Genomic DNA, 12,005 nt, shown 5'->3' with positions numbered 1-12,005 from the left:
TGATTGGTATTAAGTGCGTGATTTACACGCGTGAATATATAACTGAAGAGCCGGATGCGGTAGTTCCGCACGTCCGGATCTGTGTGGGGGCGGCTCAGTAATGGGTCGTTCTACCATGATTATTTTTTTAAGGATAGTTAAGTGGTAAAGGTCGCCATTATTTTTCACTCAGCATCAGGCACAACAAAAAAGCTTGCTGAAGCAGTAGCTTCGGGCATTTGTTCTGTCTCTGAGGTTGATGTTGTTTTTGCTGAAATTGTGGGTACGGATATTGTTGATGGCCGTTTTAAAAACTTAGCCCTGATAGAGCAACTTAAAAATGTCGATGCAATGGTTTTCGGTTCACCTACATTTATGGGTTGTGTATCGGCACAATTCAAAGCTTTTGCTGATGCAACGGGTGATCTTTGGGCTGAAAAAGCTTGGTCTAATAAAATTGCTAGTGGTTTTACCATTGGCTCAAATCTGAGTGGTGATCAGTTAAACACCATTCAATACATGCAAATTTTCGCAAACCAACATGGCATGTTATGGGCAAGTTTAGATATACCAGGTAACTGTGATGCTGAAGGGCGTAACAGGCTTGGTGCTCAATCTGGCTTAATTGCACACTCCACAGATGGCGAACTAAATGCAATCGATTTAGTAACAGCAAAGTATCTAGGGCAGCGTGTTGCTAACGTAGCCAAGAGATTTGCAGCATAAAAAATATAACAATCCGCGTCATTCAGTGCCTGAGGCCCTTGCGACGCTCACAAGTTCGCGCGCATGCGCGGGGCGTTAAATTTTTTGCCTACCCTTGTAGACTATGCTGTAATACATTGTAGTCAGCAAATTCGAGGGTCATAGTCATGAGCGTCACCACAGTTCGCCTTCAAGCAGAAGTTGAACAGCATCTGGAAGCAATCGCCAGCAGGCTGCACCGTAGCAAAGGCTGGGTAATCAACCAGGCATTGTCGGAATACATAGAAAAGCAGCAGCTTGAGCAAGAGCGGTGGAAACAAACGTTAGAGGCAATGGAGTCTGCTGCCCAAGGCAAGGTTGTTGATGCCAGCGAGGTCCACAGTTGGCTTAATAGCTGGGGAACCGAAAACGAGCAAGATGCGCCGAGGTCAGGTAAGTGAAGCTGGTTTACACGGACGAAGCCATTGATGATTTGAAACGCCTCAGGGAGTTCATTGCGGTGCACAGCCCGTCGGCGGCAGCCAGGATTGCCACCGAACTGGTTGGCAAAATCGAATTACTTCCAGAGTTCTCCAAAATGGGCACACCAGTTGAAATGGCACCGGTGCCTGACTCTGTTCGAGATATGGTTTTCGGAAAATACGTCGTTCGATATTCAGTTCATGCCAGTGCCATCATTATTCTCCGAGTGTGGCATGGCCTTGAGGGTGAACGATAGCAATTTAGCCAAACGCGGCACTCGGACGCCCTTGTCTCCGCTTCGCTGCATCAAGGTTGCCGGTGCGCTCTGCGTTCAGGCTGTAGAAAAACCTCCTTATCTATGCTTTGATAAGACTTTCAGGAAACGGAGGCTCTGGGATGGCAAAGTTCAAACATTATGATTACAACCAGATGTCTATGGTGGTGATTAACTACCTAGAACAGATCCAACCTGGCACGTTTGAATTCGCACTGCATTACCTGATCTCTGAAAAACTCGACTTATCGGCTATTCACAAGCCCTATAAAAATGATACCGAAGGTCGCCCAGCATACGACCCTGCGATACTACTCAAAATTATATTATTTGCTTATTCCAAGGGCATTACCTCCAGCCGTGAGATCCAGTGGTGCTGTGAAACCAATATCATTTTCAAAGCATTATCTTGCGACACCGTGCCGCACTTCACTACGATTGCTCACTTTATCAGTAGCCGAGCTCAGGCAATACCATTCAAACACTGGATGCGGCTGCCAATAAGATCGATGCTTTTTTAAAGCAGAACCAGCCGAGGATGGGTAAAGGCAAGCGCAGTAATGAAGTGAAGAGCAATATCACTGATCCAGACACAGCCAAGATGACGACCAGTAAAGGAACCATTCAAGGCTACAACGGTGTTGCAGCCGTCGACAAAAAGCATCAAGTTATCATTGATGCACAAGTCTTCGGTGAAGGGCAGGAACATCGTACACTCTAAAGCGAAACCTCTGATTCCCGCTAGCGAGTTCCAGTTTGATCCAGTTAGGATGATATGTATTTGTCCGGCGGGTGAGCAGATTAGTCATCGGGGAGTTAAAGAGAATGAACGTGGTCAACGCACAGCCTATTTTGAAGGTCGATTACTGCAATGTCGTCATTGCGCTATAAAAGATAAGTGCATGAAGAATCCAGCGTCAGCGAATCATCGCAAAGGTGCCGGAAGACAAGTCAGTTTTGCACTTAATGACCAGCGTGCGCCGACCTATACTGACTGGATGAAGCACCGAGTGGATAGTCCTAAAGGGAAGCAGATTTATAGCCATCGAATGTCTGTTGTGGAGCCTGTGTTCGGCAATATTGGCACCAACAAAGGACTCAGTCGTTTTAGCCTGCGAGGTAAAAACAAGGTTCAGGGTCAGTGGCAATTGTACTGCTTGGTGCATAATGTAGAGAAGTTAGCGAAATACGGTGGATTGAGCGGATGAGGCGGAAATCAGGATGAGATGGCTTCTGAATGAGGCTTTGAAGGGGCAATTGCTTAAGGCCTATAAAAGTAAAAGCTAAAAGACAGATTAAATACGTGATTGCTGACTGAAGTCAGCAATTGAAAATGAAAAATATATACTGGGCTCTGGCGGAAAAACTTGTCGAGATTAGGTTTTTCTACAGGCTCGTTAGCGCTCATACCAACAGACATCGATACGAGAGGAAGACGGAATGGGGTTAGACGACATAGCTGCAATGGGGCTGGACGGCATAGCTACTATTCTCAGCGGTTTCTCTACGGTTGCAATAGCTATTCTTACTGTATTTTTGTGGCGTGAGAATCGGTTGCTTCGGAAGGCAGGCTCGGAGCCTAGTTTAGTTGCTTACTTTGAGCCGCATCCAGATGGAACAGGTGGCTTAAACATTTCAATCGCCAATATAGGTACAGGCCCCGCAAGAAATGTCTACTTTCAATTTCTTGGAGAGTCAGAGCATTTCGCCCGCTATGACCTAATCCTAGATTGCACCACAAAAAGAGGCCCTATAACCCTAATTCCGCAAGGAGAGAAAATTTCGATATTGTTTGCTATCGGTTTTCAACTCTTCAAGCCTAAAGATACGGATTCCAAAGAGCCCATGCCCCCTTTTAATGTTCGCCTGAAGTGGACTAGCTTGAACGGAGCGAATGCAAAATCTGAAGACTTTCTATTGGATGTTAAGCCGTACGCTGATCTGCCGGGGCTTATTAACAAGCCTTATTTGCTCAAGATCGTAGACTCCATAAACGGTGTAGGAAAAAACGTAGGTAAACTCAATAATGATGTAAAGCATTTATCAAACCTGATAGAGGCTAATTCCTTAGAAAATCCAGTAGTAAAGAAAGTTAAGGGAAACAATGAGCCTATCTAAAACAGCTGGGTGCGTCGCTCTTAGTTTCGCAATCAATTTTCTAGCGATACGTCTGCCAAGAATGAACTGCGCTAACACCTATGAGCCTTCTCTCTGTCAATAAATTACATTGCGCCGCTGGAGCAAATTATGTTGCATATCAAATCTGAAAAATACGTGGCTGATTAAACAATTTGGGTAGCGTTTGATGATGGTACTTCTTTGAGCGTTATGCGCCGAATATTGCGTTCACATCTATGCTCTTATGAAGAATTCGGATTACCCTGATTTGTTGGCTGCCTGTTTGCTGATAAAAGATGACGTGACTAGCTTGGGGGAATTTTTTGTATCCCTCTCGGATTTCATCGCATGATTTACCGATGTCGGGATTTTCCGCTAAAAGCCAAAATGAGTCATCGAATTGCTTTAAATAAAGATTTCGCTGCTCTTTTCCCCAACGGCGTTGAGTGAATAAAGCAATATCTCGTAAATCGGCTTTAGCGGTGACAGTTAGATTAAATGGTTTCATCGAATGTTTTCACTATCGAGTTCATTGATGAAGCTATCAAGGTCATAATCAGCGTCACCACTTTGCTCTCCTTCAACAAGTAATTGACGGAGTGACTGTAGTTTGGTTTCTTGGTTTTCGAGTAGACGTAGCGCAGAGCGAATGACTTCACTTGCTGAGCCGTAACGTCCACTTTGTATTTGGCTTGTAATAAAGCCATCGAAGTGTTCACCAAGAGTGATACTTGTGTTTTTCGCCATGTGTCCTTCTCCATGAATACCAAAAAGTACCTAATTATGGTATTAAATGGCGTTTGGGGCAAGGCGCGCATAACAAACGACTCAAGAGGGATTGTCAACGCGTGGCGTTTCCAGTCCCATTGAGCCGCAGTGGTAGCAGTTGTTGTGTTTGAGTTTAGTGTAATGCGTTGCCAGCCCCTTAGGCGGACGTTCAGTCTGTAGAAAAACCTCTCCATCTATGCTTTGATAAGACTTTCAGGAAACTGTGACCAACAAGGACTGTTGTGGAACGAATACAGCAAGATTCGGGTCGACAGTCGTTGTCCGGCCTCCTAATATAGCATCTGTTCGGGCATATGCCCTTTTATAGTAAGCAGATCCACTGGTGCCTATGTTTGTTGCGGTAACCCGGCGTGGTGTTTGCAGGGCATAGTTTATGGACTTCAACAGCATGTAAGAGTTGCTATATAGCTTGCATAACGCTTGGCCGCTCAGTTCGATCAGGGAGAACCTCCATTCTACGCGTCATGTGATTGATGCATTTTTTAGCAGTGATACGGCTTTCAAGCATGGTCCGCTATCGCTCCATGTGGCAGGAACCAATCGGGTTATACCGCCGAGCGGCGCACTGAGGGGTACCGCTGGGGACCAACCAAGATGCTTATGGTGCAAACCTGGGGAAAAATGCGTGATGATAGGGTTGGGCTATCACACCATTACAGTGACTGTACTTAGCGGCATCTATTTATCCAGCACCTCTGCACTTCCCTAAGGGTTATCTGTTACCATATTGGCCTCATTTTTTTATGAAATTGCACAGATGCTTGATCAAATACGTATAATTCTCGTCAATACGACGCATCCCGGTAATATCGGGGCGGTAGCTAGAGCCATGAAGAATATGGGGCTTGCAGATCTTTGTCTCGTCGCACCTAAGCGCTTCCCAGATCCTGAGGCCGATGCCCGTGCGTCTGGGGCGACCGATATTCTAGCCTCAGCGACGCTTGTGGACTCCTTAGAGGACGCGATTGCCGACTGTCACCTTGTTGTGGGCACCAGCGCACGGGGGCGTCATATCCCTTGGCCGATCATGAACCCAAGAGAGCTTGCTGGCGTTGTCGGAAAGGTTGCCAGCGAAACACGTGTAGCCATTGTCTTTGGTCGAGAAGATCGTGGCCTGACAAATGAAGAATTGCATCGTTGCCATCATCATGTCCAAATTCCTACGAACCCCGACTTTAGTTCTTTGAATGTAGCTGCCGCTGTGCAAGTGATCGCATATGAGCTGCGCATGTTGCATGAATCATTGGATGAGCCGTCTGCTCCAAAGTGGGGGACTCAGTGGGACATCGAACTTGCCCAAGCGAAAGAGTTAGAGCTTTTATTTGAGCATCTAGAGAAAACCTTGGTTGATATAGAGTTCCTCGACCCAGGTAATCCGCGTCAATTAATGACACGCTTGCGTCGACTTTTCCTGAGGGCCGTACCCGATAAAGTCGAGGTAAATGTCTTGCGTGGCATTTTGAGCAGTGTTGATGTGGTTGTAGGTAAGGATCATCCGAAAAAGGGTTAACCTTTAAAGGCTATTTGAGTGTTTAAATCTATAAAAGAAGACATCGCGTCTGTATTTCACCGAGATCCCGCCGCGCGCAATACGTTTGAGGTTGTGACCACCTATCCAGGTTTGCATGCGATTTGGTGGCACCGTTTGGCACATGCGCTTTGGTGCCGAGGCTTCAAGTGGTTGGCCAGGATGGTTTCAAACTTCGCCCGTTGGACAACCGGAATAGAAATTCATCCGGGTGCTCAGATTGGCCGCCGTTTCTTTATTGACCACGGGATGGGTGTCGTGATCGGTGAGACCGCAATCGTTGGTGATGATGTCACGCTGTACCATGGCGTTACCCTTGGTGGAACGACTTGGAATAAGGGGCAGCGTCATCCTACGTTAGAGAATGGCGTGGTCTGTGGAGCGGGGGCGAAGATTTTAGGCCCTATCACAATAGCTCAAGGGTCACGTGTAGGATCAAATGCGGTTGTGACTAAAAATGTGCCAGCAGGCGCTACAGTGGTGGGTATACCGGCGCGCATTGTTAAGCGTGACCAAGGCGTTTCTAAGTGTGAAGAAGCACGTACAAAGATCGCCAATAAAATGGGCTTTGATGCCTACGCAGTCACCGAAGAAGTGTCAGATCCTGTTGCTCACGCAATACAGTGTCTTTTAGACCATATGCAAGCGATGGATAAGAAAGTTGAATCCATGGGGCAAGTGTTGTGTGAGCTGCGTCCGGAGTATTGCAATGAAGAGTTACCTGAGCTGAAAGACGAGGATTTTGAGGGTGCTGTTGAAGACGATGCAGCGCTATCGGCCCGAGAAATTAATTCTTGATCAAATTAGTAGGTTAAATAGTTGACTGCTTTTGTAGGTTTTAGCATAATCCTTCTTACTTAATAGGGTGAATGTGAGGTGAATGATGCGACTTACAACGAAAGGCCGGTATGCGGTGACTGCCATGTTAGACTTGGCACTGCACGAAGGAAAAGGACCGATTAGTCTTGCCGATATTTCCGAGCGTCAGGGAATTTCACTGTCTTATCTTGAGCAACTCTTCGCGCGTTTGCGTCGAAATGAGTTGGTTTCAAGCGTCAGAGGGCCAGGTGGTGGTTACCAACTCAAACGCCCACAAAATAAAATTAATGTTGCCGAGGTTGTAGATGCTGTCAACGAAACAGTGGATGCAACAGGCTGTCGGAATAAAGGCGATTGTCAGGCGGGTGAAGTCTGTTTGACCCATCACCTATGGTGTGATTTGAGTGATCAGATACACAACTTCTTGGCAGGTATTACCTTGGCCGATCTGGTTCAGCGTCAAGACGTTCAGCAAGTCGCTACGCGTCAAGATTTGCGTAAATTAGATCAAGTGATTGTGAGTTCGCGAGAGAGTGAGTTTGAAAGGGTGGCAAGCAGGCACTAACGCCTGTGTCGTCAGTTGTATTTTTTAACAAGTGTGAAAAGAATGATGCGTCCTGTTTATCTCGATTATGCAGCCTCAACCCCGGTAGATCCAAGGGTTGCCGAAAAAATGATTGCGTGCCTGACCATGGATGGGAATTTTGCCAATCCAGCGTCACGTTCTCATATTTACGGCTGGAGAGCGGAGGAAGCGGTTGAGCATGCGCGTCAACAGGTTGCCGAATTATTGAACACGGATCCGCGTTCAATTGTTTGGACATCAGGTGCAACGGAGTCGAATAACCTTGCCATTAAAGGTGCTGCTCATCAGTGGGCACGTAAAGGCAAGCACTTGATTACGTCGCGTATTGAGCATAAGGCAGTTGTCGACACCTTTCGCCATCTTGAGCATGAAGGATATGAGATTACTTGGTTACAGCCCGATGCGGATGGCCTAATCCATGTCCAGCAAGTAAGCAATGCGTTGCGAGACGACACCATTTTAGTGTCATTGATGCATGTGAATAACGAGATAGGCACCTTAACCGATATTGCGGCAATAGGTGATCTATGCCGAGAGCATCACGTGTTGTTTCATGTGGATGCTGCGCAAAGTATCGGTAAGCTGCCCATTGATTTGAGCGCATTGAATGTTGATTTAATGTCGATATCGGCTCACAAAATTTATGGACCGAAAGGAATTGGGGCTCTTTACGTTCGGCAGCAGCCAAAAGTCCGTATAGAAGCCCAAATGCACGGTGGCGGGCATGAACGAGGGATGCGTTCAGGAACCTTGCCAACTCACCAAATAGTGGGAATGGGTGAGGCATTAAGGCTCGCGCAGGAACTGATGCTTGATGAGTCGCCTAGAATAGCAGGCTATCGTCAAACCTTTTGGGAAGGGATTAAAGATTTACCTAGTGTACAATTGAACGGATCATCTACGCAGCGGATTTCAGGAAATTTAAATCTCGCCGTTGCTGGGGTTGAGGGAGAGTTGTTGTTGATGGCCTTAAAAGATCTCGCCATTTCAACAGGGTCTGCTTGTACCTCAGCCAGCGTTGAACCCAGTTATGTTTTAAAAGCCATCGGCGTCCCTGATGCACTGGCGCATTCGTCTGTGCGTATCAGTTTTGGGCGCTTCACCACAGAAGATGAAGTCGAGTTTGCCATTAAGCATTTCCGTCAGGTTGTCACTCGATTGACAAGCACTGACGCCTAACCCGGCGCGGATGTGCAAGCAGAGGTAGTAGAGTTATGTCTGAACAAGTCGAAAGTTTAATTAGGAAAGAGTACTCAGCGGGTTTTCATACCAATATTGAGTCTGAGACTTTACCTCCAGGGTTGAATGAGGACGTAATTCGTTTCATTTCAGCTAAAAAGAATGAGCCTCAGTGGATGCTCGACTGGCGTCTTAAAGCGTTCAAAATTTGGCAGGGAATGGAAGAACCTCAATGGGCGCATGTGAAATATCCGAAAATTGATTTTCAGTCAATTTCGTACTTTTCAGCCCCTAAGAGCCTTGCAGATCGCCCAAAAAGCCTTGATGAAGTCGATCCAGATCTTATTGAAACCTACAATAAGCTTGGCATTCCTTTGCATGAGCAAGAAATGCTGGCGGGTGTGGCGGTAGACGCTGTTTTTGACTCAGTCTCTGTGGTGACAACCTTTAGAGGCAAGCTGGAAGAGGCTGGCGTTATCTTTTGCCCGATCAGCGAAGCCGTTCACAAATACCCAGAGTTGATTAAAAAATACATGGGTTCGGTCGTTCCTCAGCGTGATAATTACTATGCCGCGCTGAATTCAGCCGTGTTTTCTGATGGCTCTTTTGTGTACATCCCTAAAGGCGTGCGCTGCCCTATGGAGCTTTCAACCTATTTCAGAATTAATGAAATGAACACTGGGCAGTTCGAGCGTACATTGATTATTGCCGAAGAAGGCTCTCACGTCAGTTATCTAGAGGGCTGTACCGCACCTCAGCGAGACGAGAATCAGCTACATGCAGCGGTTGTTGAATTGGTTGCAATGGACAATGCCGAAATTAAGTACTCTACGGTGCAGAACTGGTATCCCGGTGATGAACAAGGCAAGGGCGGTATTTATAACTTTGTAACCAAGCGTGGAATTTGCCATACCCGCGCCAAGATTTCATGGACTCAGGTTGAAACAGGTTCGGCTGTGACGTGGAAATACCCTAGCTGCATCCTAAAGGGTGATTACAGTATTGGGGAGTTTTACTCAGTTGCGCTGACGAATAATTACCAGCAGGCCGATACTGGAACCAAGATGATTCACTTGGGTAAGCACACCAAGTCGACCATTATTTCGAAGGGGATCTCGGCAGGTAAAAGTCAAAATGCCTATCGTGGTTTAGTGCGCATGGGGCCAACAGCTGAAGGTGCACGTAACTACACGCAATGTGACTCTTTGCTGATTGGTGATCGTTGTGGTGCGCATACGTTTCCCTATATTGAAAGTGCACACCCCTCTGCCGTTGTTGAACATGAAGCAACCACATCTAAAGTCAGCGATGACCAGTTGTTTTTATGTCAACAGCGCGGTTTAGATGCAGAAAAAGCTGTTTCGATGATCGTTAATGGCTTTTGCCGAGAAGTGTTTAAACAGTTGCCAATGGAATTCGCTGTAGAAGCGGGCAAGCTGTTAGAAGTCAGTCTCGAAGGGTCAGTAGGTTAAGCCTTACTGAGCAACCGGTTTAAATGTTTGTGAGTGATACGATGTTAAAAATTAATGACTTGTGTGCAAAAGTAGAAGACAAAGAAATTCTTCGCCAGCTAAATCTTGAAGTAAAGCCAGGTGAAATTCATGCCATCATGGGGCCAAATGGTGCGGGTAAAAGCACCTTAGGCAATGTATTGTCCGGTCGCCCAGGATATGAAGCCACTGCAGGTCATATTGAATTTAAAGGCCAAAATCTTTTAGAGATGGATCCTGAAATTAGAGCCAGAGAAGGGTTGTTTCTTGCCTTTCAGTATCCTGTCGAGATACCCGGCGTGAGTAATATGGAGCTGTTGAAAGCCTCTGTGGATGCTCGCCGTGCGCATGCCGGTCTTGAAGAGTACTCTGCAATTGATTTCATGAAAATGGCACGTGAAGCCTGTAAGGCTGTTAATCTAGATCAAAGCTTTTTAAAGCGTGGCGTGAATGAAGGTTTCTCCGGTGGAGAGAAAAAGCGCAATGAGATTATGCAGATGATGCTGCTTGAGCCTTCGCTTTGCATCTTGGATGAAACCGATTCCGGCTTAGATATCGATGCCTTGCAAGTTGTTGCAAACGGTGTAAACGCCATGCGCTCAGCTGATCGTAGCTTTATTGTTGTCACTCATTATCAGCGTTTGCTGGATTACATCGTACCCGATTATGTTCACGTACTGGCGAATGGTCGTATCGTGAAGTCCGGTGATAAGTCATTGGCGCTTGAGCTTGAAGCGAAAGGATATAGCTGGTTAGAAAATGAGGCTGTTTGACGATGAGTGAATTTCAATCACATGCGCTGATGTTAGCGCAACAGTCTAAAGGTCTTGCCTGGTTAAACGACGCAAAACAAGCCTGCGCTAATCTGTGGCAAGCTGAAAAATGGCCAACGCGCAAAACCGAAGCTTGGCGTTACACTTCATTACAGTCGCTAGAGTCGACACTTTGGTCTGTGCCATCTGAGGCTCAATTGGATGGTTTGCCAGATGAGCTAATGGCCCTTGATGCGACGCGTTTGGTGTTTGTGAATGGAAATTTTTCCAGCCAGTTTTCATCAGAATTGCCTGAGAGTTTAACCTTGTTTAGTCAGGCGTCACCTGCTGAACAGCAAGCGATTTTAACGAAGTTTAATCAAGTCGCTAAGGTCGAAAAACACCTGTTTTCTCAACTAAACACGGCGGCGTTGGGTGAGGGTGTCTTTTTAAACCTCAGCGCGAATCAGCGCTTAGAAAAGCCTGTTTATGTGGTTTATATTCATACCGATACTGGTGCGTCTGACTATGTGGGTTCACGTCTGTTGGTCTCGCTTGAAACCAGTGCTGAAGCCGTTGTTATCGAGCATTTTATTACGCTGAGCGATGCCAGCCCCATGTTTAATGCAGTAACTGAATTAGACATAGGTGAAAATGCGAAGCTTAAACACTATCGAATCAGCATGGAGAGTGAGCAATCACTGCATCTGGGCAGTGTTCATGCAGCATTGCATGCTAACTCCCAGTTAACCGGTTTCACTTTGGCAACTGGCAGTCGTTTGAAGCGCATCGATTATCATGTTCGACATGTCGGGTCGGGAGCAGATCTTGATTTGCAGGGTATTTATTTACCTAAGCACAATCAAAGAGTTGATTACCATACCAATGTTGAGCACTGCGTCCCTCATTGCACGACCAATGAAGTCTTTAGAGGGGTCATTTCGGATACGGCGAAAGCTGTCTTTAACGGGCGCATTCATATCCATCAGGATGCACAGAAAACCCTCGCAGAGATGAGCAATCGTAACCTTCTGACATCAAATCGGGCGGAAATAAACACCAAGCCCGAGTTGGAAATTTATGCAGACGACGTGAAATGTGCGCACGGCGCGACCATCAGTCAATTGAATGATGAGTCTTTATTTTATTTGGTAAGTCGTGGGATTTCGGAAGCAGAAGCGAGAGTCATGCTCAGTTTTGGCTTTGTTAACGAACTGGTTGAGAATATTGCCGTAGAAGATATCAAAGTGTGGTTACGCCCACGTATGGCGAAAGCGTTTGGCCAGAATGATGACGTAGTTCGTCATTTGATCCACGATTAATC

At 46.4% G+C, this 12,005-nt stretch carries 13 protein-coding genes and 1 pseudogene; 12 read left to right on the top strand and 2 right to left on the bottom strand.

Annotation, left to right across the window (positions count from 1 at the left end; genetic code table 11):
- Nucleotides 1-141: 141 nt before the first annotated feature.
- The 5 genes and pseudogenes from DN062_RS16960 to DN062_RS16940 all read left to right on the top strand — a co-directional run bounded on the left by DN062_RS16960 (nt 142) and on the right by DN062_RS16940 (nt 3,538).
- Nucleotides 142-705: a flavodoxin family protein gene (locus DN062_RS16960; protein WP_112160484.1), complete on the top strand. Its 564-nt coding sequence runs from the start codon at nt 142-144 to the stop codon at nt 703-705.
- Between the two features lie 146 nt (nt 706-851).
- Nucleotides 852-1,124 carry a CopG family ribbon-helix-helix protein gene (locus DN062_RS16955; RefSeq protein WP_054640921.1) on the top strand — a complete coding sequence of 91 codons (273 nt, stop codon included), beginning with the start codon at nt 852-854 and terminating at the stop codon, nt 1,122-1,124.
- On the top strand, nt 1,121-1,402 hold the full coding sequence (locus DN062_RS16950; protein ID WP_112160483.1) for a type II toxin-antitoxin system RelE/ParE family toxin: 282 nt from the start codon (nt 1,121-1,123) through the stop codon (nt 1,400-1,402). Before DN062_RS16955 ends, DN062_RS16950 begins: the two co-directional genes overlap by 4 nt.
- 140 nt (nt 1,403-1,542) lie before the next feature.
- Nucleotides 1,543-2,628: pseudogene (locus tag DN062_RS19245) on the top strand (transposase).
- Between the two features lie 232 nt (nt 2,629-2,860).
- On the top strand, nt 2,861-3,538 hold the full coding sequence (locus DN062_RS16940; protein ID WP_205126766.1) for a hypothetical protein: 678 nt from the start codon (nt 2,861-2,863) through the stop codon (nt 3,536-3,538).
- A 208-nt stretch (nt 3,539-3,746) separates the two neighbouring features.
- Here the strand turns inward: DN062_RS16940 and DN062_RS16935 are convergent, their stop codons facing one another.
- Both DN062_RS16935 and DN062_RS16930 read right to left on the bottom strand, forming a co-directional pair.
- Nucleotides 3,747-4,046: a type II toxin-antitoxin system RelE/ParE family toxin gene (locus DN062_RS16935; protein WP_112160482.1), complete on the bottom strand. Its 300-nt coding sequence runs from the start codon at nt 4,044-4,046 to the stop codon at nt 3,747-3,749.
- The gene (locus DN062_RS16930) at nt 4,043-4,285 is read right to left on the bottom strand and encodes a type II toxin-antitoxin system ParD family antitoxin (protein ID WP_001107720.1); all 243 of its coding nucleotides are present in this window, start codon (nt 4,283-4,285) and stop codon (nt 4,043-4,045) included. The genes DN062_RS16935 and DN062_RS16930 overlap by 4 nt, the downstream gene beginning before the upstream one ends.
- A 799-nt stretch (nt 4,286-5,084) precedes the next feature.
- Here DN062_RS16930 and trmJ point away from each other — a divergent pair.
- The 7 genes from trmJ to sufD all read left to right on the top strand — a co-directional run bounded on the left by trmJ (nt 5,085) and on the right by sufD (nt 12,003).
- Nucleotides 5,085-5,837 carry a tRNA (cytosine(32)/uridine(32)-2'-O)-methyltransferase TrmJ gene (trmJ, locus tag DN062_RS16920; protein WP_112160481.1) on the top strand — a complete coding sequence of 251 codons (753 nt, stop codon included), beginning with the start codon at nt 5,085-5,087 and terminating at the stop codon, nt 5,835-5,837.
- An 18-nt stretch (nt 5,838-5,855) separates the two neighbouring features.
- Nucleotides 5,856-6,653, top strand: coding sequence for a serine O-acetyltransferase (cysE, locus tag DN062_RS16915; protein WP_112160480.1), 798 nt, complete (start codon nt 5,856-5,858; stop codon nt 6,651-6,653).
- An 85-nt stretch (nt 6,654-6,738) separates the two neighbouring features.
- Nucleotides 6,739-7,239 carry a Fe-S cluster assembly transcriptional regulator IscR gene (iscR, locus tag DN062_RS16910; protein WP_112160487.1) on the top strand — a complete coding sequence of 167 codons (501 nt, stop codon included), beginning with the start codon at nt 6,739-6,741 and terminating at the stop codon, nt 7,237-7,239.
- Between the two features lie 42 nt (nt 7,240-7,281).
- Nucleotides 7,282-8,439 (top strand): IscS subfamily cysteine desulfurase, encoded by a 1,158-nt coding sequence (locus DN062_RS16905; protein ID WP_112160479.1) that lies wholly within the window; start codon nt 7,282-7,284, stop codon nt 8,437-8,439.
- A 35-nt stretch (nt 8,440-8,474) separates the two neighbouring features.
- The gene (sufB, locus tag DN062_RS16900) at nt 8,475-9,911 is read left to right on the top strand and encodes a Fe-S cluster assembly protein SufB (RefSeq protein WP_112160478.1); all 1,437 of its coding nucleotides are present in this window, start codon (nt 8,475-8,477) and stop codon (nt 9,909-9,911) included.
- A gap of 41 nt (nt 9,912-9,952) precedes the next feature.
- Nucleotides 9,953-10,702, top strand: a complete 750-nt coding sequence (sufC, locus tag DN062_RS16895; RefSeq protein WP_193483906.1) for a Fe-S cluster assembly ATPase SufC — start codon at nt 9,953-9,955, stop codon at nt 10,700-10,702.
- Nucleotides 10,703-10,704: 2 nt separating this feature from the next.
- A complete protein-coding gene (sufD, locus tag DN062_RS16890; protein ID WP_112160477.1) occupies nt 10,705-12,003 on the top strand; it encodes a Fe-S cluster assembly protein SufD in 1,299 nt (432 codons plus the stop codon).
- The last annotated feature ends 2 nt before the right edge of the window (nt 12,004-12,005 follow it).

It is taken from the genome of Nitrincola tibetensis (genome assembly GCF_003284585.1).
In the GTDB taxonomy this organism is placed as follows: domain Bacteria; phylum Pseudomonadota; class Gammaproteobacteria; order Pseudomonadales; family Balneatricaceae; genus Nitrincola; species Nitrincola tibetensis.
This window is presented reverse-complemented; position numbering and strand designations above follow the sequence as displayed.

Coding starts and splice junctions, on each gene's coding strand:
- DN062_RS16955 (WP_054640921.1), top strand. CDS start 852: ATGAGCGTCACCACAGTTCGCCTTCAAGCAGAAGTTGAACAGCATCTG.
- DN062_RS16940 (WP_205126766.1), top strand. CDS start 2,861: ATGGGGTTAGACGACATAGCTGCAATGGGGCTGGACGGCATAGCTACT.
- DN062_RS16935 (WP_112160482.1), bottom strand. CDS start 4,046: ATGAAACCATTTAATCTAACTGTCACCGCTAAAGCCGATTTACGAGAT.
- DN062_RS16930 (WP_001107720.1), bottom strand. CDS start 4,285: ATGGCGAAAAACACAAGTATCACTCTTGGTGAACACTTCGATGGCTTT.
- trmJ (WP_112160481.1), top strand. CDS start 5,085: ATGCTTGATCAAATACGTATAATTCTCGTCAATACGACGCATCCCGGT.
- iscR (WP_112160487.1), top strand. CDS start 6,739: ATGCGACTTACAACGAAAGGCCGGTATGCGGTGACTGCCATGTTAGAC.
- DN062_RS16905 (WP_112160479.1), top strand. CDS start 7,282: ATGATGCGTCCTGTTTATCTCGATTATGCAGCCTCAACCCCGGTAGAT.
- sufB (WP_112160478.1), top strand. CDS start 8,475: ATGTCTGAACAAGTCGAAAGTTTAATTAGGAAAGAGTACTCAGCGGGT.
- sufC (WP_193483906.1), top strand. CDS start 9,953: ATGTTAAAAATTAATGACTTGTGTGCAAAAGTAGAAGACAAAGAAATT.
- sufD (WP_112160477.1), top strand. CDS start 10,705: ATGAGTGAATTTCAATCACATGCGCTGATGTTAGCGCAACAGTCTAAA.